The 20561-nt window shown below is 65.3% G+C and carries 13 protein-coding genes; 1 reads left to right on the top strand and 12 read right to left on the bottom strand.

Features of this window, described 5'->3' with window-relative positions; all coding sequences use genetic code 11:
• Nucleotides 1-8: 8 nt before the first annotated feature.
• Genes ptsP through K7I12_RS10450 form a run of 4 tightly spaced genes read right to left on the bottom strand, consistent with a single transcriptional unit; the run spans nucleotide 9 to nucleotide 5525 of the window.
• A complete protein-coding gene (gene ptsP, locus K7I12_RS10465; protein ID WP_231664099.1) occupies nucleotides 9-2546 on the bottom strand; it encodes a phosphoenolpyruvate--protein phosphotransferase in 2538 nt (845 codons plus the stop codon).
• 46 nt (nucleotides 2547-2592) lie between these two features.
• Nucleotides 2593-3615, bottom strand: a complete 1023-nt coding sequence (locus K7I12_RS10460) for an SIS domain-containing protein (RefSeq protein ID WP_231664098.1) — start codon at nucleotides 3613-3615, stop codon at nucleotides 2593-2595.
• Nucleotides 3612-4772 carry an N-acetylglucosamine-6-phosphate deacetylase gene (nagA, locus tag K7I12_RS10455; RefSeq protein WP_231664097.1) on the bottom strand — a complete coding sequence of 387 codons (1161 nt, stop codon included), beginning with the start codon at nucleotides 4770-4772 and terminating at the stop codon, nucleotides 3612-3614. Before nagA ends, K7I12_RS10460 begins: the two co-directional genes overlap by 4 nt.
• 12 nt (nucleotides 4773-4784) lie before the next feature.
• Complete coding sequence (locus K7I12_RS10450) at nucleotides 4785-5525, bottom strand: GntR family transcriptional regulator (protein ID WP_231664096.1); 741 nt, start codon at nucleotides 5523-5525, stop codon at nucleotides 4785-4787.
• 313 nt (nucleotides 5526-5838) lie between these two features.
• On the opposite strand from K7I12_RS10450, the gene K7I12_RS10445 reads away from it, so the two are divergent.
• A complete protein-coding gene (locus K7I12_RS10445; RefSeq protein ID WP_231664095.1) occupies nucleotides 5839-7779 on the top strand; it encodes an exoribonuclease II in 1941 nt (646 codons plus the stop codon).
• Between the two features lie 235 nt (nucleotides 7780-8014).
• Here the strand turns inward: K7I12_RS10445 and K7I12_RS10440 are convergent, their stop codons facing one another.
• The 8 genes from K7I12_RS10440 to sdhA form a co-directional block, all read right to left on the bottom strand.
• Nucleotides 8015-9265, bottom strand: coding sequence for an O-antigen ligase family protein (locus K7I12_RS10440; protein WP_051907493.1), 1251 nt, complete (start codon nucleotides 9263-9265; stop codon nucleotides 8015-8017).
• Nucleotides 9266-9633: 368 nt separating this feature from the next.
• On the bottom strand, nucleotides 9634-10506 hold the full coding sequence (gene sucD, locus K7I12_RS10435; protein WP_031384395.1) for a succinate--CoA ligase subunit alpha: 873 nt from the start codon (nucleotides 10504-10506) through the stop codon (nucleotides 9634-9636).
• Complete coding sequence (gene sucC / locus K7I12_RS10430) at nucleotides 10506-11672, bottom strand: ADP-forming succinate--CoA ligase subunit beta (RefSeq protein WP_231664094.1); 1167 nt, start codon at nucleotides 11670-11672, stop codon at nucleotides 10506-10508. Before sucC ends, sucD begins: the two co-directional genes overlap by 1 nt.
• A 143-nt stretch (nucleotides 11673-11815) precedes the next feature.
• Nucleotides 11816-13255, bottom strand: coding sequence for a dihydrolipoyl dehydrogenase (lpdA, locus tag K7I12_RS10425; RefSeq protein ID WP_231664093.1), 1440 nt, complete (start codon nucleotides 13253-13255; stop codon nucleotides 11816-11818).
• Between the two features lie 93 nt (nucleotides 13256-13348).
• Nucleotides 13349-14941: a 2-oxoglutarate dehydrogenase complex dihydrolipoyllysine-residue succinyltransferase gene (gene odhB, locus K7I12_RS10420; RefSeq protein ID WP_031384398.1), complete on the bottom strand. Its 1593-nt coding sequence runs from the start codon at nucleotides 14939-14941 to the stop codon at nucleotides 13349-13351.
• 43 nt (nucleotides 14942-14984) lie between these two features.
• A complete protein-coding gene (locus tag K7I12_RS10415; protein ID WP_031384399.1) occupies nucleotides 14985-17819 on the bottom strand; it encodes a 2-oxoglutarate dehydrogenase E1 component in 2835 nt (944 codons plus the stop codon).
• Nucleotides 17820-18062: 243 nt separating this feature from the next.
• The gene (locus tag K7I12_RS10410; protein WP_031384400.1) at nucleotides 18063-18773 is read right to left on the bottom strand and encodes a succinate dehydrogenase iron-sulfur subunit; all 711 of its coding nucleotides are present in this window, start codon (nucleotides 18771-18773) and stop codon (nucleotides 18063-18065) included.
• A 12-nt stretch (nucleotides 18774-18785) separates the two neighbouring features.
• Nucleotides 18786-20558 (bottom strand): succinate dehydrogenase flavoprotein subunit, encoded by a 1773-nt coding sequence (sdhA, locus tag K7I12_RS10405; RefSeq protein WP_031384401.1) that lies wholly within the window; start codon nucleotides 20556-20558, stop codon nucleotides 18786-18788.
• Nucleotides 20559-20561 lie beyond the last annotated feature (3 nt).

The raw sequence follows: 20561 nt of genomic DNA, 5'->3' as shown, positions 1-20561 counted from the left end.
GTGGCGAATCAGGCGACGACCGGCGCGTCCAGCCAGGCCTTGACGTGCGCACGCACGGCGACGCCGTCGTCCAGCGTCAACCAGGCCGGCAGTTGTTCGCCGAGCGCCGCGGCATCGAGTTCGCGCAGCGCCGCCTTGACCGCGGGGATGCGAGCCGGCTCCACCGATAGTTCATCGACGCCCAGCGCGACCAGCACGGCCAGCGCCAGCGGATCGCCGGCGGCGGTCCCGCATACACCCACCGGGCAGCGCCTGGCGGCGCCCTTGACGGTTTCCTGAATCAACCGCAGTACCGCCGGGTGGAGCATGTCGAGTTGTGCCGCCAGGTGCGGGTCCTCGCGATCCATGGCCAAGGTGTACTGGGTCAGGTCATTGGTGCCGATGGAGAGGAAGTCGGCCTCGGCGGCGAGGCTCGCCGCACACAGCGCCGCCGAGGGCACCTCGATCATCACCCCGAGCGGCGGCAGCCGGCTCACGCCCAGCTGCGTGGCGAGGGCCTCCAGGCGGCGGCGCAACGCCCGTAGCTCACCGATGCCGCTGACCATCGGCAGCATGATGCGCAGCGAGTCGAGCGGTTCGAGCGCGAGCAGAGCGCGCAGTTGGCTATCCAGCAGTGCGGCCTGGCTATCCCACAGCCGGATGCCGCGCACCCCCAGTGCCGGGTTGGCCACACGGGGCAACGGCAGATAGCCCAGCTGCTTGTCGGCGCCAATATCGAGCGTACGCACGACCACCGGCTTGCCGCCGAGGGCATCGAGTGCAGCCTGGTATTCGCGACGCTGCTCGTCGACGCTCGGCGCGCTGTCGCGATCGAGAAACAGGAACTCGCTGCGCAGCAGACCAATGCCATCGGCGCCCTCCCGCGCGGCGATGCGCGCCTCGGCGCCGCCGGCGACGTTGGCGCAGACCTCGACATGTCGCCCGTCGCGGGTCGTTGCTGGCTGTCGGGCCGCCTCGCGCGCGATGCCTTGAACTCGCTCGCGCGCGGCGATGCGCTCGCGCATGGCATCCAGGCTGGCGCTATCCGGCTGCGGTTCGAGCAGTCCCCGCTCGGCATCGAGAATCGCCAGTTCGCCCTCGACCGACTCCAGCGCCACGCCCATCGCCACCAGGCATGGCAGGCCGCGCGCGCGGGCGAGGATTGCCACGTGGGAGGTGGTTCCTCCGGCGGCCAGACAGATTCCCGCCGGGCGCTGGTCGGCCAGCGCGATCAGCTCCGAGGGCGTCAGGTCGTCAGCGATGACGATGGCGCCGGCGGGCACCTGCGGGGCGCTCGGCACCGTACCGAAGCACGCCATCACCTGGCGCTGCAGGTCACGCAAGTCGGCGATGCGCGCCGCCAGCAACTTGTTGCCGGTGGCTTGCAGGCGATCCGCCTCGTCGTCCAGCGCCTCCTTCCAGGCCTGTCCAGCGCTGCGTCCGTCGTCGATGCGGCGCTCGGCGGCATCATACAGCGCCGGGTCCTCGAGCCAGGCCAGGTGCGCATCGAGAATCTCCGCCTCGCTGGTCTGTCCGGCGTGTTCGGCCCGCTTCAACGCCTCCTCGAGTGCGTGACCGACCTGCTGGAGCGCCTCGCCGAGGCGGGTGCGTTCACTGGCCGGGTCGTCGCCCTCGGTGGGCACCTCGGGCAGCGGCGCGGCATAACGATACAGCGGCCCGATTGCCAGTCCTTGACTGGCGACCAGCCCGGCCAACTGCCCTGCCCCGGCCTCGGCGGGCGGCGCGTCGACCTGGTTAGCGGACTGTCCGTCGGCTTCGGGGTTGCTCAACAGCCGCTCGGCGGCGTCCAGCGCCGCCGTGGCACGCGCGCCGTGTACGATCAGTGTCAGGCGATCGCCTTTAACCAACCCCATATTCATCAGCCGGCTCAGGCTGCGCGCTTCGACACGCATCTCGCCGTGGCCTATATCCAGGTCGACGTCATGCTCGCGGGCGATGGCGCGCAGCCGCGCCGCGGGCCGCGCATGCAGCCCGGCCGCCAGGCTCAACGTCACGTCTCGGGTCACCTCGCGGGTCGCTTCGCCCGTTCGCTGCGGCTTCGCTTCATCTCCGCGCGGCAAGCCATCCTCGGAAGCGGGCGCCTCGAGACGCATGATCACCTCGCCCCGACGCACCGTTTCGCCGCTGCGCGGGGCACCGAGGGAAGCCAGGCGCCAGCCGGCCGGCTCGGCGACGACCAGCGGGGTAATCAGGCTCATCGCCTGCTGAGCGACGCGATCGATGTCGAAGCGCAGCAACGGCTCGCCGGCTTCGACCCGCTGACCGACGTCGACCAGCAGTTCGAGGCCCGCGCCATCGAGATTGACGGTATCCAGCCCCAGGTGAACCAGCAGTTCGATACCGTTCGCGCTGCGCAGCGTCACGGCGTGGGCGGTACGCGCACACTGCACGACCTCCCCGGTACACGGGGCATGCAGGGTATCGCCCAACGGATCGATGGCCAGGCCCTCGCCGAGGGTGCCTTCGGCGAAGACCGGGTCGGGCACCGCGTCGAGGGCGACGAGCACGCCGTCCACCGGTGCCTGAATGTCGAAAAATGAAGCCATGTTGCCTCCGGCATTGTTGTTGTCGGATAAGAAAATGTGAATACGCTCAGCGGGTACGGGTCACCTTCTTCAGGTGGCGCGGCTGATCGGGGTCGCCGCCACGTGCCGCGGCCAGCCCGGCGGCCATGACATAGAAGCTCTGGATCACCGAGAGCGACTGCAGCGCGGCATGTCCGGCATCGGCGAGCGTCAGCTCGCGCGCTGCGATGCCATCGTCGGCGGCCAGCAGGACCCGTGCGCCGACGCTTCTCAGCCACTCGGCGAGTTCGAGCAGGCCGGCCTGCTCGGGCCCCGGCGGGGCGAACACCAGCACCGGGTAGCCCGGGCCGATCAACGCCATCGGGCCATGCTTGACCTCGGCGCCGCTGAACGGCTCAGCCTGGATGGCGCAGGTCTCCTTGAACTTGAGCGCCGCCTCCTGGGCGACCGCCAGCCCGGCGCCGCGCCCCACCACCATCAGCCGGTCGGCGTCGCGCAGCGCCGCGATGGCCGACGACCAATCCTGCCCGGCCGCCACGCGCAGCCGTTCGGGCAGCGCCTCGAGGGCGACGAGCAATTCACGATCGCCGTTCCAGTGACCAAGCAACTGAGCGCAGGCCGACAGCGTGGCCAGGTAGCTCTTGGTCGCGGCGACGCTGCGCTCTTCGCCGGCGTACAGCGGAATCTCGCGATCGCTGGCCTCGCCCAGCGGCGAGCGCGGTGTGTTGACCAACGCCAGCGTCTGCGCCCCGCCGGCGGCCAGCGCCTTCTGGGTCTCGATCAGGTCGGGGCTCTGGCCGGACTGCGAAATCGCCAGCGCCAGCTGGCCGTCGAGCTTCCAGGGCGCCCGCGCCAGGGTGGTCAGCGACGGCGGCAGCGAAGCCACCGGTATGCCGCGGCTCTGCATGCATAGATAGGCGAAATAGCTGGCCGCGTGGTCGGAGCTGCCGCGCGCCACGGTGACCACGCCGCGCGGATCGCGCCGACGCAGCCACTGACCGAACTCGGCCAGCGGCTCGGCGTTGCGGGTCAGTTGGCCGGCGATGCGCTCGGGGGCGTTGCGCGCTTCGCTGAGCATCATCGAACTCATGAGTCGTCTCCGGGAAGATGTGCGGAAGAACCTGCTGGGGGATCGTCACCGCGCTCGTCGCCATCGGCAACGCGCCGGCCCTCGACGTAGACGGCTTCGACCGCCAGCTCACGATCGAGCACCACCAGGTCGGCATGACAGCCGTTGGCCAGCCGGCCGCGGTCGTGCAGGCCGAGAAAGTCGGCGGGATGGCGCGATACCCGCGCGCTGGCCTCGCCTAGCGACAGGCCGATGGCAACCAGGTTGCGCAGCGCCTGGTCCATGGTCAGGGTGCTGCCGGCGAGCGTGCCATCGGCGAGGCGCACCCCGCCCAGGCACTTGGTGACCGCCTGCTCACCGAGCCGGTACTCGCCATCGGGCATGCCGGCGGCGGCGGTCGAGTCGGTGACCGCGTAGAGCCGCGGAATGCTTCTGAGCGCGACGCGAATCGCCCCGGGATGAACGTGCAGCAGATCGGGGATCAGCTCGGCGAAGTCGGCGTGTGCCAGGGCCGCACCGACCATGCCCGGGTGGCGGTGATGCAACCCCGTCATGGCGTTGTAGAGATGGGTGAAGCCGCAGGCGCCGTGCTCCATCGCCGCCACACCCTGCTCGTAGCTGCCCAGGGTGTGGCCGAGCTGGACGCGCACGCCGCGCTCGCTCAAGTGACGAATCAGTGCATAGTGGCCGGAAAGTTCTGGCGCCAGGGTCACCAGGCGGATCGGCGCCAACTCGCATAGCGCGTCTATCTCGGCGATTTCGCCGGGCCGGGCATGGGGCGGCTGGGCGCCGAGCTTGCCGGGATTGATGTAGGGGCCCTCGAGATGCACGCCGAGGATTCGCGCGCCCTCGCCGGGGGGCGCTTTTATCAGCGTACCGATCTCGCCGAGCACCCGGCGCACCTCGGCAGCGGTGGCGGTCATGGTGGTGGCCAGCAGGCTGGTGGTGCCGAAGCGCGCATGGGTGCGTGCTAGCGTCGCCACCGCCTCGCCCCCCTCCATGGTGTCGGCGCCGCCGCCACCATGTACGTGCAGGTCGACGAAACCGGGCAGTACGTAGGGCGCGTCGTTGTCCGCCGGGACCGTCGGCGCGCCGTCGATCCCGACGATGCGGCCATAGCGCCAGTGAATCTCGCCCAGACGCCAGCCTTCGGGGGTGAGGATGTTGCCGTAACGCATTGGCTTACCTTTTTATCGAGCCCGATACAGCTCGGCCATGAAGTCGTAGTAATCAGTGCGGCAGTAAGTGACGGTGAGCTCGGCCGGGCTGCCATCGGCGAGATAGCCCAGCCGGGTGACCTTGAGCAGCGCCTGGCCCTCGGGCACCTCGGCCAGCGCAGCGAGCGCGGCGTCGGCGTTGACCGCGGTGAGATGCTGCAAGGCGCGCTCCACCGCCTTGCCGCGGGCCTCCAGCGTCGCATAGAGCGAGCGCTCGACGCCTTCCGGCTCGGGCAATACCGCTTCCGGCAGGCAGCTCTCCTCCACCGCCATCACCACGTCGTCGGCCAGGCGCAGTCGCTTGAGCCGGGCCACCCGGGCGTCGCCACGCAAGCCCAGGCGCAGCGCCTCCTCGGTGCTCGGCGCCTCGAGGCGCCGCGACAGCCAACGCGAGCGCGGCGTGAAGCCGCGCTGGGCAAGCAGCTCGGAAAAGCTCGTCAATTTCGTCAATGGCTGATTGAAGCGCGGCGCGATGAACGTTCCCGAACCGTGGGTGCGCCGAATCAAGCCCTGCCCGGCGAGCCTTTCGAGCGCCTTGCGGGCGGTGATGCGTGAAATTTCCAGCGTCTCGGCAAGTGTCCGCTCCGATGGCAGTGCCTCGCCGGCCAGCCAGGCCCCCGCCTCGATGGCGTCGCCGAGTTGCCGCGCCAGCTGGTGATAGAGCGGCGTGGCCATATCGGGATCGAGGACGATCCGGGCAAAACGGGGATCCATGATTTCTCCGCGATGATCGTTGATCCTGGTTAATAACCACTATAGATCCTGTTAAATACCAGTCAAATACCAATTGGCCTTATATTGGTGCTTTGACGAGGCAGCTACAACCGCGTCTCTCGCCAGCGCGCCCATGCGCTGCTGCATTTCGCCCAACGCCGATCTCGTTCGGCGTCAATTGCATTGCCGGAGGGAAGGCGCGAGCGCTCGCTGCTGCCTTGGGCTGAGAGCACGAGAGCCGTGCGACGATTGGCGGCGGCGGCCCGAATCCGTATAGTGGCTGCTCGTTCCCGCCAACTGTACCGACGCCCCCATGCTGCAGAACAACGCGCTGCTTTCGCAGCTCAAGCAACAGATCCGTGACACCACCCCGCGCGCCGAGGGTGTCATCAAGGCCACCGATCGCGGTTTCGGCTTCCTCGAAACCGACAGCGGCGAGTCCTACTTCGTGCCGCCGCCCGCCATGAAGCAAGTGGTCCATGGCGACCGTGTCGAGGCGATCATCAAGGAGGACGGCGACAAGAAGTCGGTGGAGCCGGAACGCCTGATCGAAGCGGGGCTGGACCGTTTCATCGCCCGCGTGCAAAACCGCGACGGGCGACTCGCGGTGATTCCCGATCATCCCTCGATCAGCAACGCCTTCAAGGCGCGCATCAAGCGCAGCCTCGACGAGGACAGCATCGCCGATGGCGACTGGGTCGTCGCCCGATTGGTGCGCCATCCGCTCAAGCCCGACGATCGCGCCTTCTTCAGCCAGATCGAGGAATTGATCGCCAGGCAGGACGACCCGGCAGTACCCTGGCGGGTGACGCTGGCCCGCCACGCCCTCGAACAGGCCTCGCCGGAAGCCGGCGACGAATGGCCGCTGGCCGACGAAGGACTCGAGCGCGAGGATCTCACCGCGCACGCGTTCTTCACCATCGACGCCGAGAAGACCCGCGACATGGACGATGCCCTGCATGTCGAGATGCGCCCCGAAGGCGGCTGGCGGTTGTGGGTGGCGATCGCCGACCCCACCGCTTATGTCGCCGAGGGCCATGCCGCGGATCTCGAGGCGCAGACCCGCGCTTTCACGGTCTACCTGCCGGGCCAGAACGTGACCATGCTGCCCGAGGTGCTGGCCGACGACCTGTGTTCGCTGAAGGAAGGCGAAACGCGCCCGACCCTGGCCTGCACGCTGGACGTCAACGCCGACGGCAGCCTCGGCGAGTACCGGTTCTTCGCCGCCCACGTGCGCTCGCATGCGCGGCTGATCTACGACAAGGTCTCCGACTGGCTCGAAGGCCAGGGCGAGTGGACGCCCGAGGCCGGCATCGGCGAACAGCTCAAGACCCTTGAGGCGCTGACCGAAGCGCGCAGTGCCTGGCGCGCCGAGCATGCGTTGGTGTTCAAGGATCGCCCCGATTACGTCTTCGATCTGGACGACGCCGGCAATGTGCTCGACGTGCGCATCGAGGGCCGACGCATCGCCAATCGCATGATCGAGGAGTCGATGATCGCCGCCAACGCCTGCTGCGCGGATCTGCTCGCCGCCAAGGTCGGCCATGGCATCTTCAACGTGCACCGCGCCTTCGAGCCCGAAAAGGCCGATGCCGCGCTCGAGTTCCTCGCCGGCCAGCAGATCGAGATCAAACGCGAGGCGCTCACCGAACTGCCGCGCTATCGCGAACTCAAGCGCGCGCTGGAAAGCCGCGACGATGCCTGGCTGGATGCTCGCCTGCGGCGTTTCCAGGGCTTCACCAGCATGTCGGCCCAGCCCGGTCCGCACTTCGGCCTGGGGCTGGCCGCCTACGCCACCTGGACCTCGCCGATCCGCAAGTACGGCGACATGGTCAACCATCGGTTGATCAAGGGCGTGCTCAAGGGCGAACAGGCGCCGGCCGAGGCCAGCGAAGCGTTGACCGAACAGCTCACCGAGCGCCGCAGGCTGAATCGCATGGCCGAGCGCGACGTCAAGGACTGGCTGTATGTGCGCTACCTGACCCCGGCCGCCCGGGAACAACGCACCTTCGATGCCGAGATCATCAACATCAACCGCGGCGGCATGCGCGTGCGCCTGACCGCCAACGGCGCGACGGCCTTCGTGCCGGCACCGCTGATGCACAGCGAACGCGACAAGGTGGCGATCGACGACAAGGAAGGCCGCATTTGCATCGCTGACGAGGAGCGCTACAAGCTGGGCGATCCACTCAAGGTGGTCTTGACCGAAGCCCGCGAGGAAACGCGCTCGCTGGTGGCGCGCCCGGCCGACTGAACGACGCCCGGCGCTGCAATCCAGCGCGGTGGTGCAAAAAAAACCGTGTACAACGAAAACGGCGGACATCGAAAGATGTCCGCCGTTTTTGTATCGCGCCTGCCCACGCTGTTCAGGGCGTCTCTTCGGGCTCCACCGTATGAGCGCGGCTCGCGAGGGGATGCTCAACAGCTCGCCATGGCGGTATTCCTGAGTCTCCGACATGGCCAGGCGCCATCCATGGCACTACGCACCGTCACGGGGACTCCAGCGCCGACACCGTGGATCTCGGGCTCGTCTCGGCTTTCAGCAACGCCCAACAGATAATGCATAGCCCCAGGTAACCGGCCAACCCACGCGGATCGCGTAGTAACGACTGACTGAGACCGAAATCGATGAAGGCGGCAACGATGACAACGCCGGAAAGCGCCAGCGTGCGCTGCCAGGCCCGCCTGGCGGAGCGCAGATGACGAGAGAACAGCAACAGGGGCACGCCGTACAGGCCCACCAGGCTGATAACGCCCAGCGTGCCACGGCGAGCGGCCGTATCGATGAAATCGCTGTGCAACTGGTCGTAGTCGCTGACACCGCGACTCAGTTCGCCGGCCGCGACAAGCGCATCGCGCGCAGCCTCGAGCCCACCCTCGCCCCACCCGGTAACGGGCCTGTCGGTGAACAGCGCAAGTCCGCCACGCCACATTTCCAGGCGCAACCCCAACGAGGTAGCGGTCTCACCCGCCATGTAATACCCCCGAACATTATCCACGGCCAGCAGCAGCCGAGCGGCGACGCCGGTCTGCGGCAGGCATACCGCCAAGATCAGCAGCCCGCCCAGCACCCCGAAAGCCGCCCATAAGAAGCGCGCAGGCAAGAGTGGCCGAAAGTTACGATAGAGCAGCCAGCTCAACAATGGCAAGGCGATCCAGCCGCCTCGCGTACCCGACAGCAATGAAGCGGCAAGCCCCGCACAAGCCGCCACGCCGAGCAATACGGTCAGCCAGCGAGCCCGACACCGACTGCTGCCCAGCCGACCGAGCATGGCAACCAGCGACAGGACGCCAAACAGCAATGCAAGATTGCCGAAGGGGATGGCATTCATTGAATTGTTGGCGCGGGGCAGCCCCACCCAGCCGCGCTCATAACCGGCGATCAGCCCCGCGCCCAAGCTGGCGGCGAGCAGCCCGAGCAACCAGCCACGCTGGCTCGGCGGATAACCGCGTAACCAGACCAACAGACCCGCCGCCAACAACGGCCACAATGGCAACCAGCCTCCATCGCCACCTTGTGGCAGCGGCCATACGCCGCTACGCGACACATCGGCGAGCCAGACGCCGGAAAAAACCAGCAATGCCAGCAGCAGCAAACCATCCTCACGATCCAGCCGGGCCAGGCAACGGCCGAGCGTCGCGATGAACCCCACCGATGCCGTCAGCGCAGCCGCCACGGGCAACACGGCGAACCCCCACTGCCAGACGATCAGCAAGGCGATGAAAGCAACGCTCAGCATGGTATTAATCGCCGACCACAGCCCTCCGGAGCCACGCCTGGACGACATCCCAGGCTTGGCAGTTCCCCCGAGGAACTGATCGTGGTGTCGCGTTACGCTCAGATTCATATCGGCCCCAGAGCTCCCTTTCCGCCGCCCATACACCTGCAGGCAGGCTTCCTTGTGACCCATTACGCATGGGCGGCCATTCGCTTGAAGATATCATTATGCAGCAGCAGCTCTTCATAGCGACCGACATCGACGACACGGCCATGATCGATCAGTTAGCTGCAGTCGCACTGCTTGATCGTGGCCAGCCGGGGAACTTTGCACGCCGCAATGAAAAAGGGCGCCCAATGGACGCCCTTGCCACTCATGGGAGGCCAGACTTACCAGCCGGTGGCTTCCTTGAGTGCATCGCCGATTTCGGCCAGCGAGCGCACGGTCTTGACGCCTGCAGCTTCGAGCGCCGCGAACTTCTCGTCCGCCGTGCCCTTGCCACCGGCAATGATCGCCCCGGCATGCCCCATGCGCTTGCCCGGAGGCGCCGTCACACCGGCGATGTAGGCCACGACCGGCTTGCTGACATTGGCCTTGATATAAGCCGCCGCCTCTTCTTCGGCGGTGCCACCGATCTCGCCGATCATGACGATCGCTTCGGTCTGCGGGTCCTTCTCGAACAGCTCGAGAATGTCGATGAAGTTGGAGCCCGGAATCGGGTCGCCGCCGATACCCACGCAGCTGGACTGACCGAAGCCATGATCCGTCGTCTGCTTGACCGCTTCGTAGGTCAGTGTGCCCGAGCGCGACACGATACCCACACGGCCAGGCTGGTGGATGTGCCCCGGCATGATGCCGATCTTCGTTTCACCCGGGGTGATGACGCCCGGGCAGTTCGGCCCGATCAGACGCACGCCCAACTCGTCACACTTGACCTTGACGTCGAGCATGTCGAGCGTGGGAATGCCTTCGGTGATGCACACGATCAGCTTGATGCCGGCATTGGCGGCCTCGAGGATCGAGTCCTTGCAGAACGGTGCCGGGACGTAGATGACCGAGGCCTCGGCGCCGGTCTTGTCGACGGCTTCCCTGACGGTGTTGAACACCGGCAGACCCAGATGCTCCTGGCCGCCCTTGCCCGGCGTCACGCCGCCGACCATCTGCGTGCCGTAGGCGATCGCCTGTTCGGAGTGGAAGGTCCCCTGGCCACCGGTAAAGCCCTGGCAGATGACCTTGGTGTTCTTGTCGATCAGAATACTCATTACTTGCCCTCCGCTGCTTTGACGACTTGCTGGGCCGCGTCGGTCAGGCTTTTAGCAGCGATGATGTTCAGTCCGCTGGAGGCCAATTTCTCGGCACCCCGCTCGGCGTTGTTGCCCTCGAGACGCACGACGACAGGCACGTTGACCCCGACCTGTTCGACGGCACCGATGATGCCCTCGGCAATCATGTCGCAGCGCACGATACCACCGAAGATGTTGACCAGAACGGCCTTCACGGAGGTATCGGAGAGAATGATCTTGAACGCTTCGGCAACCCGCTCCTTGGTCGCACCGCCGCCGACGTCCAGGAAGTTCGCCGGCTGGCCGCCGTTGAGCTTGATGATATCCATGGTGCCCATGGCCAGGCCGGCACCATTGACCATGCAGCCGATGTTGCCGTCGAGCGCCACGTAGTTGAGTTCCCACTTCTGGGCATTGGCTTCGCGCTCGTCCTCCTGGGAAGGATCGCGCATCGCCTGCAGATCGGGGTGACGATAGAGGGCGTTGCCATCGAGATTGATCTTGGCATCCAGGCAGTGCAGGTTGCCTTCCTCGGTGATCACCAGCGGGTTGATCTCGAGCAGGGCCAGATCCTTGTCATGAAACAGCTTGGACAGGCCCAGAAAGATCTTGGTGAACTGCTTGATCTGGTCACCCTTGAGACCCAGCGCAAAAGCCAGTTCGCGGGCCTGATACGGCTGCGCACCGACCAGCGGATCGATCTCGGCCTTGAGGATCTTCTCGGGAGTTTCCTCGGCGACCTTCTCGATCTCGACACCGCCCTCGGTGGAGGCCATGAACACCACGCGCTGGGTGCCACGGTCGACGACAGCGCCCAGGTACAGCTCGGTGGCGATATCGGTGAGATTCTCGACCAGAATCTTGGCGACCGGCTGACCTTTCTCGTCGGTCTGGTACGTCACCAGATTCTTGCCCAGCCACTGCTCGGCAAAGGCCTGGGCTTCTTCCGGGCTCTTGATCAGTTTGACGCCGCCGGCCTTGCCGCGGCCACCGGCGTGGACCTGGGCCTTGACGACCCACTTGTCGCCGCCGATCTTCTTGCACGCATCAGCAGCTTCCTCGGGGGTGTCCACGGCGAAGCCTTTGGACACTGGCAAGCCGTAATCGGCAAACAGCTGTTTGCCTTGATATTCATGAAGGTTCATCGTGTCATGCCATTGGTTGCATGTGACTCGAATGGCGGCCCGGTCGCTCGCCAGGAGTTACCGGGCCGCCCCTTTTCGCCCCGACGATTGCCGGGGCGACGCGTCTTTAAAGAGCCAGACGCCTGTTGCAGTTGGCGATCTGCTTACTTGCGCTTCTTGCGATTGGCCATGTGGATCGCGTGGCCACTCACCGCCAGCGCGGCTTCGTGGATCGCTTCCGCGGTGGTCGGATGGGCATAGCAGGTCAATGCCAGATCTTCGGCGCTGGAGCCGAACTCCATGGCGATCACACCCTGAGCGATCAGCTCGCCGGCATGCTGACTGACGATATGCACGCCGAGGATGCGGTCGGTTTCGGCATCCGCGATCACCTTGGCCATACCCTCGGGCGCGTTGTTGGCGAGCGCCCGGCCATTGGCCGAGAACGGAAAGGAGCCGGTCTTGATCTCGATGCCTTCGGCCTTGGCCTGCTGCTCGTTCATGCCGACCCAGGCCACCTCGGGGGCCGTGTAGATGACGCATGGGATGGCCTCGTAATTTATCTCGGCCTTGTGACCGGCAATGATGTCGGCCACCATCACGCCCTCTTCGGAGGCCTTGTGAGCGAGCATCTGGCCGCGCACGCAGTCGCCGATGGCATAGACGCCCGGCACGCTGGTGCGGCACTGGTCGTCGACGAAGATGAAGCCGCGCTCGTCGAGCTTGACCCCGGCGTCGTCGTCGAGGATGCCCTGGGTGTAGGGGCGACGGCCGACACAGACGATCACCTTGTCGAAGGTCTGTTGCTGCTCGCCCTCGCTGTCGGTGTACTTGACGACGACTTCATCGTCCTTGACCTCGGAGCCGGTGACGCGCGCCCCCAGCTTGATGTTCAGCCCCTGCTTGCCGAGCAGTTTCTGGGTTTCCTTGGCGATCGCCTGATCGACCATCGGCAGAAAACTGTCCATTGCCTCGAGCATGGTGACTTCGCTGCCCATGCGGCTCCACACGCTGCCCAGCTCGAGGCCGATGACCCCGGCCCCGATCACGCCCAGGCGCTTGGGCGCCTCGGTGAATTCCAGCGCCCCGGCGGAATCGACGATCAGCCCCTCGGTCAGTGGCGTCGGGGGAATCTCGACCGGTACGGAGCCGGAAGCGATGATGATGTTGTCGGCCTCGTAGGTTTGCTTGCCGCCGTCCTTGCCGGTGACTTCGACCTTGCTGTTGGAAAGCACCTTGCCGGTGCCTTCCAGCGCCGTCACGCCATTGGCCTTGAACAGCGCGCTGATGCCGCCGACGTTCTTGGTAACGACGCTTTCCTTGAACTCGAGCATCTTGGCGATGTTGGCGGACACATCGCCCACTTCGATGCCGATCTCGGCGTAATGGTCGCGGGCCTCGACGAACTTGTGCGAAGTCTCGAGCAGCGCCTTGGAGGGAATGCAGCCCACATTCAGGCAGGTACCGCCATGCACGGTCTTGCCTTCCTTGTTGACCCACTTCTCGACACAGGCGGTCTTGAGGCCCAGTTGGGCGGCGCGGATGGCGGCGACATAGCCCCCGGGTCCCGCGCCGATGACGATCACATCAAATTTATCGGCCATGTACTCTTCCTGTTCGGTCTACGGTTCTTTCCGAAGATTGGCGGTGCAGCGCGCAACGCCTCGTCAGATAAACCTGTTTGGCTTGGCGGCGAATCACACGTCCAGTAGCAGGCGTGCCGGATCCTCGAGCAGCTCCTTGATGGTCACCAGGAACTGCACCGCATCCTTGCCGTCGATCATACGGTGGTCGTAGGACACGGCCAGGTACATCATCGGACGTATCTCGACCTTGCCATCGACCGCCATGGGGCGCTCCTGGATCTTGTGCATGCCCAGGATCGCGGTCTGCGGGGGATTGATGATTGGCGTCGACATCAGTGAGCCGAAGATACCGCCGTTGGTGATGGTAAAAGTCCCCCCCTGCATCTCATCGATGCCGAGCTTGCCAGCCCGCGCACGCTTGCCGAAGTCGACGATGGTCTTCTCGACGTCGGCGATCTTCATGCTGTCGGTGTCGCGCAGCACCGGCACCACCAGGCCGCGATCGGTGGATACCGCCACGCCGATGTCCTGATAGCCGTGGTAGACGATGTCGGTTCCGTCGATCGAGGCGTTGACGTCCGGGAAGCGCTTGAGCGCCTCGGCGGCTGCCTTGACGAAAAACCCCATGAAACCGAGCTTGGTGTCGTGGGCCTTGAGGAAGGTGTCCTTGTACTGGCCGCGCAGCGCCATCACCGCGCTCATGTCCACCTCATTGTAGGTGGTCAGCATGGCCGCCGTCTGCTGGGCCTGGACCAGACGCTTGGCGATGGTCTGGCGCAACCGGCTCATCGGCACGCGCTTTTCGGGACGCTCGCCTTCCACGGCCGGAGCCGCGGTTGCGGCGGCCTTGGTGGCATCGGTAGCCGGCTTGTCGGCGGCCGGCTTGTCGCTGGTCTTCTTGGCGCTGCCTTGCTTCACGGCCTTCTGGACGTCCTCCTTGAGAATGCGCCCGCCCTTGCCGGTACCTTCGATCTTGTTGGCGTCGAGATCGTGTTCGGCCACCAGCTTGCGCGCCGCCGGCGCGAGAATCTTGTCGCCGACCTTCTCGTCGCTGTCCGATTCCGCCTTCGGCTCGCTCGCCTCGGCCTTGGCTTCGCCCTCGTCGCTGCCGCCGGCCCCCTCGGCAAAGACCGCCAGCACGGCCTCGGACTCGACCTGCGCGCCCTCTTCAACCTTGATTTCGGCGAGCGCGCCATCGCCCGGGGCGACCACTTCGAGCACCACCTTGTCGGTCTCGATGTCGGCCAGCACCTCGTCGCGCTTGACCGCCTCGCCGACCTTCTTGTACCAGGTCGCCACGGTGCCTTCCTGGATGGACTCGGGGAAGGATGGCGCCTTGACGTCATGCTTCTTGCCCGAGGCGGCCTGCTTCTCGGACTTGCCCGCCTCAGGCTTCCGTTCCGCCTTGGCGTCCGATTGCTGGTCCTCTGACTTGACATCCGCCTTGTCGTCGGCCGCCTTTTCCTGAGCCTCGCCGAGCATGCCCAGCACCTGCTCGGAATCGCATGTCTCGCCTTCTTCGACCTTGATCTCTGACAGCGTGCCGGCTTCCGGCGCCACCACCTCGAGGACGACCTTGTCGGTCTCGATTTCGACGATCAGTTCGTCACGCTCGACACTGTCGCCGGGCTTCTTGTGCCAGGCGGCAACCGTGCCTTCGGCAACGGATTCCGGAAAACTGGGCGCTTTGATCTCGGTAGCCATTTGGGTTCCTTAGTGTGTTCTCTCTCGTCCCGGTGATGAGGCCTCAGGCATTGAAGGCGTCGTTCACCAGCTGGCGCTGTTGTTCAACGTGCACGGACATGTAGCCGGCGGCCGGCGCGGCGGATGCCGGGCGTCCGGCGAACTTGAGCTCGCGACCCAGCCCCTCGCTGACCATGTCGGCGACCACACGCATGTGGTGCTGGCTCTGATACCAGGCCCCCTGATTGAGCGGCTCTTCCTGGCACCAGATGACCTGCTCGAGGTTGCCATAACCCTTGAGTGCCTCGTAGAGCTCTTCCTTGGGGAAGGGGTAGAGCTGTTCGATGCGCACGACGGCGGTGTCCTCGCGCTGGTTCTCGCTGCGATAGGCGGCCAGGTCGTAATAGACCTTGCCGGCACACAGCACCACGCGCTTGACCTTGTCGGCCTCGAGCTTGCCTTGGTCGGCCAGCACCATGTTGAAGCGTCCGTCGGCCAGTTCCTCCAGCGTAGAAGTCGCTTCCTTGTGACGCAGCAGGCTTTTTGGCGACATGACGATCAACGGCTTGCGCAGCGGACGGATCACCTGGCGACGCAGCAGGTGATAGATCTGCGCCGGCGTGGTGGGTACGCAGACCTGCATGTTGTGTTCGGCGCACAGCTGCAGAAAGCGTTCGAGGCGAGCGGACGAGTGCTCCGGCCCCTGCCCCTCGTAGCCATGCGGCAGCAGCATGGTCAACCCGCACAGACGGCCCCATTTCGACTCGCCCGACGAGATGAACTGATCGACCACCACCTGCGCGCCGTTGAAGAAGTCGCCGAACTGGGCTTCCCAGATCACCAGCGCATTGGGCATGGTCGTCGCATAGCCGTACTCGAAGGCCACCACCGCTTCTTCCGAGAGGTAGGAATCGCGGATGGTGAAACGCGGCTGCCCGTCGCGAATATGCTCGAGCGGCACGTAGGTGGTGCCATCCTTCTGGTTATGCACTACCGCATGGCGGTGCGAGAAGGTACCGCGGCCGCTGTCCTGGCCGGTCAAGCGCACCGGATGACCCTGGTCGAGCAACGTGGCATAGGCCAATGTCTCGGCGAAGCCCCAGTTGAGCGCCATGCCGCCGGCCAGCATCTTGCGGCGGTCCTCGTAGATCTTCGCCACCTGGCGCTGCATCTGCACACCGTCGGGCACTTCGCACATGCGTGTCGCAAGCTGCTGCATGCGCTTCATGTCCATCGAGGTGTCGGCATCGCCGGTCCACTCGTGGCCCAGGTAGGGCGTCCAGTCGACGAACAGCTCCTTGTTGGGCTGCTTGACCAGCGCATTGGCCACATGGCTGCCGGCCGCCAGATCCTCGCGATACTTCTCGGTCAGCGCCTTGGCCTTGTCCTCGTCGAGCAGCCCCGCCTCGATCAGCCGCTCGGCATAGAGCACACGCGAGGTCTTATGCGACTTGATCTTGTGATACATCATCGGCTGGGTGCCGGACGGCTCGTCGGCCTCGTTGTGGCCGCGACGGCGATAACAGACCAGGTCGATGACGACATCCTTGTGGAACTGCTGACGGTAGTCGAGCGCCACCTGGGTGGCGTGGATCACCGCATCGGCGTCATCGCCGTTGACATGGAAGATCGGCGCCTGAACCATCTTGGCGATGTCGGTGCAGTACTCGGTGGAACGCGTGTCCTGCGGATGCGAGGTCGTGAAGCCCACCTGGTTGTTGATCACGATGTGCAGCGTGCCGCCGGTCTTGTAGGCGCGGGTCTGCGACATCTGGAAGGTTTCCATGACCACGCCCTGCCCGGCCATGGCCGCATCGCCATGGACATTGATCGGCAGCACCTTGTCGCCCTCGACATCGTCGCGACGGTCCTGGCGGGCGCGCACCGAGCCCTCGACCACCGGCGCGACGATCTCCAGGTGCGAGGGGTTGAAAGCCAGCGCCAGGTGCACCTCGCCCCCCGGGGTCATGACGTTGGAACTGAAGCCCTGGTGATACTTGACGTCGCCGGAGCCCTTCTCGATGACCTTCTTGCCATCGAACTCGTCGATCAGCTCCGAGGGGCTCTTGCCGAGGATGTTGACCAGCAGGTTGAGGCGCCCGCGGTGGGCCATGCCGATGACCATTTCCTTGGTGCCGTAGCCACCGCCGCGCTGGATGATCTCGTCCATCATGGGGATGAACGTCTCGCCCCCCTCGAGGCCGAAACGCTTGGTGCCCGGGTACTTGGAGGCCAGGTAGTTTTCCAGTCCTTCGGCGGCAGTCAGGCGCTCGAGCACGTGCATGCGCACGTCATCGCTGAACTTCGGCTGCGAGCGTACCGACTCGAAACGCTGCTGCAGCCAGCGCTTCTCTTCGGTGTCGACGATGTGCATGAACTCGCAGCCGATGCTGCGGCAGTAGGTCTTCTCCAGCGCCTCGACGATTTCCTTGAGCGGCGCCGTGTCCTTGCCCAGGAACAGCGATCCGGTCTGGAATTCGGTATCCATGTCGGCTTGCGACAACTGGTGGAAGGACAACTCGAGATCCGGCACCGGCGTCGGATTGCGCAGTCCGAGCGGATCGATATCGGCTTTCTGGTGACCGCGAAAGCGATAGGCGTTGATCAGCTGCAGGACCTTGACCTGCTTCTTGTTCTCGCCGCTGTCGACGGCGGCGGCAGGCGCTGCGCCGCGCCGGCTTCGCGCCAGCTGATAAAACTGGTCACGGATCGGACTGAGGGGAATATCGTGAGAGGGACTGCCTTCCGGGCGCGGTAACTTGTCGAAGTAGTTACGCCACTCATCCGGAACGGCATTGGGATCGACGAGGTACTGTTCGTAGAGCGCTTCAACATAGTGAGCGTTGCCGCCGCTCACATGGGAAGTGCGCCACATCAACTCCATAATGCCTTCTTGCATCTCTAGGTCACCCTGCGCTGATGGGGTGTTGTCGGCGCCGCATGCGATAACGCTCCGGCGTCACTCATTGCTCACTAGTCATTACTCAGGGTAGCCGGGGCGGCGCCCACGCAATTCGGCGACCGTGACCGTCAAGAGCCGGTGCCCCAGGGCACCGGCTCTTGACGCTTGGGCCGGCTCTGCCCGCGGCACACGCTCACGGGCAGCAACGGGGAGCAATGATAACAAGTCACCCGTTCCGATTTAAGTGGCATTGGCCAACAGCAGCTCGCGAATCTTGCCGATCGCCCGGGTCGGGTTGAGCCCCTTGGGGCACACCGCGACGCAATTCATGATGCCGCGGCAGCGGAACACGCTGAATGGGTCCTCGAGCTCGGATAGCCGCTCGCGGGTCGCGGTATCGCGCGAGTCGGCGAGAAAGCGGTAGGCCTGCAGCAGACCCGCCGGGCCGACGAACTTGTCCGGGTTCCACCAGAACGACGGGCATGCGGTCGAGCAGCAGGCGCACAGAATGCACTCATACAGGCCGTCGAGCTTGTCGCGCTCTTCCGGGGACTGCAGGCGCTCGATGGCCGGCGCGGTATTCTCGTTTTGCAGGTACGGCTGAATGCGCTCGTACTGCTTGTAGAAAATCCCCATGTCGACGACCAGATCGCGAATGACCGGCAGGCCCGGCAGCGGACGCAACACCAGCTTGCCGTTCTTGGTGACATCGGAGATCGCCGTGACGCAGGCCAGGCCATTGGTGCCGTTCATGTTCATCCCGTCGGAGCCGCACACGCCCTCGCGGCAGCTACGCCGATAGGCCATCGAGCTATCCTGCTGCTTGATGATCTCGAGGACGTTGAGGACCATCAGATCGCGGCCCTGGGTGTCCACCTGGAATTCCTGCATGTACGGCGCGGAGTCGGTCTCCGGGTTGTAGCGGTAGACGGATACCTGAAGCATGGACATCGTGGTCCCCCCTCAATAAGTGCGGACTTTCGGCTCGAAGGTATCGAGCGTCTTCGGCTGGAAATTCACATCGCGCTTGCCCAGCTTCTTGTCGAGCGGGTGATAGATGGAATGCTTCAGCCAGTTGACGTCGTCCCGGTCCGGGTAGTCGTAACGGGAATGGGCGCCGCGGCTTTCCTTGCGCTCCAGCGCGGAAATGGCGGTGGCTTCGGCCACTTCCAGCAGGTTGTCGAGCTCCAGGGCTTCGACGCGCGCAGTATTGAAGGCGTTGGACTTGTCGCCCAGGTGCGCGGTGGCGATCCGTTCGCGCAGGTCGGCCAGTTTCTTGACCCCTTCCTGCATGTGGCCTTCCTGGCGGAACACGCCGAACGAGGTCTGCATGGTTTCCTGCAGCTCGGCGCGCAGTGCCGGTATCGCCTCGCCACCGCTGGACTCGTTCCAGCGATTCATGCGTGCCAGCGCGCTGTCGATGTCCGACTGCGCCGCATCCAGGTATTCGACGCCTTCGTTGAGCGCGCTCTCGATGAAAATGCCCGCCGCGCGGCCGAACACCACCAGGTCGAGCAGCGAGTTGCCGCCCAGGCGGTTGGCGCCGTGCACCGAGACGCAGGCCGCTTCGCCGCAGGCGAACAGACCGTTGACGATACGGTCGTTGCCGTCGGCGTCCTGCATCAGTGCCTGACCGTGCACGTTGGTGGGCAGGCCGCCCATCATGTAGTGGCAGGTCGGCACGACCGGAATCGGCTCCTTGGCCGGGTCCACCGCGGCGAAGGTCTTGGCCAGCTCGACGATGCCCGGCAGGCGCTTGTGCAGCACCTCCTCGCCGAGATGATCGAGCTTGAGCATCACGTGATCGCCGTTCTCGCCGCAGCCACGTCCTTCGAGAATTTCCATGACCATCGAACGGGCGACCACGTCGCGACCCGCCAGGTCCTTGGCGTTGGGCGCATAGCGCTCCATGAAGCGCTCGCCATCCTTGTTGATCAGGTAGCCGCCCTCGCCACGACAGCCTTCGGTCACCAGCACGCCAGCGCCGTAGATGCCGGTCGGGTGGAACTGCCACATCTCGATATCCTGGACCGGAAAGCCCGCGCGCAGCGCCATGCCGATGCCATCGCCGGTGTTGATCAGGGCGTTGGTGGTCGACGAGAAGATGCGCCCGGCCCCGCCGGTCGCCAGCACGGTGGCCTTGGCCTTGATGTGCACGACTTCGCCGGTCTCGATGCACAGCGCGATGCAGCCAACCACGTCGCCGCTGGCGTTCTTGACCAGGTCCACCGCATACCACTCGTTGAGGAACACCGTGTCGTTCTTCAGGTTGTTCTGATACAGCGTGTGCAGCAACGCATGCCCGGTACGGTCGGCCGCCGCGCACGTGCGCGCCGCCTGGCCGCCCTTGCCGAAGTCCTTGGACTGGCCGCCGAACGGGCGCTGATAGATGCGTCCATTGTCGAAACGCGAGAACGGCAGACCCATGTGCTCGAGCTCGAAGACCGCCTTGGGGCCCTCGGAGCACATGTATTCGATCGCCTCCTGGTCGCCGATATAGTCCGACCCCTTGACGGTGTCGTACATGTGCCAACGCCAATCGTCGTCGGGATCGGCGGAGGCGATGGCGCAGGTAATGCCGCCCTGTGCGGAAACGGTGTGCGAGCGGGTCGGAAAGACCTTCGAGAGTACCGCGGTCTTCTTGCCGGACTTGGCCAGTTCGAGCGCGGCACGCAGGCCGGAGCCGCCGCCACCGATGATGATTGCGTCGAACGTCAGGCTACGCATGTTGGACATGGA

Source organism: Halomonas sp. IOP_31, assembly GCF_021151495.1.
Lineage (GTDB): Bacteria > Pseudomonadota > Gammaproteobacteria > Pseudomonadales > Halomonadaceae > Modicisalibacter > Modicisalibacter zincidurans.
Note: the sequence above shows the minus strand (reverse complement) of the source record. Positions and strands in the feature narration are given on the sequence as shown.

Bases quoted from the DNA above. Each gene is read 5' to 3' on its own strand.
- ptsP (WP_231664099.1), bottom strand. From the start codon at position 2,546: ATGGCTTCATTTTTCGACATTCAGGCACCGGTGGACGGCGTGCTCGTC.
- K7I12_RS10460 (WP_231664098.1), bottom strand. From the start codon at position 3,615: ATGAGTTCGATGATGCTCAGCGAAGCGCGCAACGCCCCCGAGCGCATC.
- nagA (WP_231664097.1), bottom strand. From the start codon at position 4,772: ATGCGTTACGGCAACATCCTCACCCCCGAAGGCTGGCGTCTGGGCGAG.
- K7I12_RS10450 (WP_231664096.1), bottom strand. From the start codon at position 5,525: ATGGATCCCCGTTTTGCCCGGATCGTCCTCGATCCCGATATGGCCACG.
- K7I12_RS10445 (WP_231664095.1), top strand. From the start codon at position 5,839: ATGCTGCAGAACAACGCGCTGCTTTCGCAGCTCAAGCAACAGATCCGT.
- K7I12_RS10440 (WP_051907493.1), bottom strand. From the start codon at position 9,265: ATGCTGAGCGTTGCTTTCATCGCCTTGCTGATCGTCTGGCAGTGGGGG.
- sucD (WP_031384395.1), bottom strand. From the start codon at position 10,506: ATGAGTATTCTGATCGACAAGAACACCAAGGTCATCTGCCAGGGCTTT.
- sucC (WP_231664094.1), bottom strand. From the start codon at position 11,672: ATGAACCTTCATGAATATCAAGGCAAACAGCTGTTTGCCGATTACGGC.
- lpdA (WP_231664093.1), bottom strand. From the start codon at position 13,255: ATGGCCGATAAATTTGATGTGATCGTCATCGGCGCGGGACCCGGGGGC.
- odhB (WP_031384398.1), bottom strand. From the start codon at position 14,941: ATGGCTACCGAGATCAAAGCGCCCAGTTTTCCGGAATCCGTTGCCGAA.
- K7I12_RS10415 (WP_031384399.1), bottom strand. From the start codon at position 17,819: ATGCAAGAAGGCATTATGGAGTTGATGTGGCGCACTTCCCATGTGAGC.
- K7I12_RS10410 (WP_031384400.1), bottom strand. From the start codon at position 18,773: ATGTCCATGCTTCAGGTATCCGTCTACCGCTACAACCCGGAGACCGAC.
- sdhA (WP_031384401.1), bottom strand. From the start codon at position 20,558: ATGTCCAACATGCGTAGCCTGACGTTCGACGCAATCATCATCGGTGGC.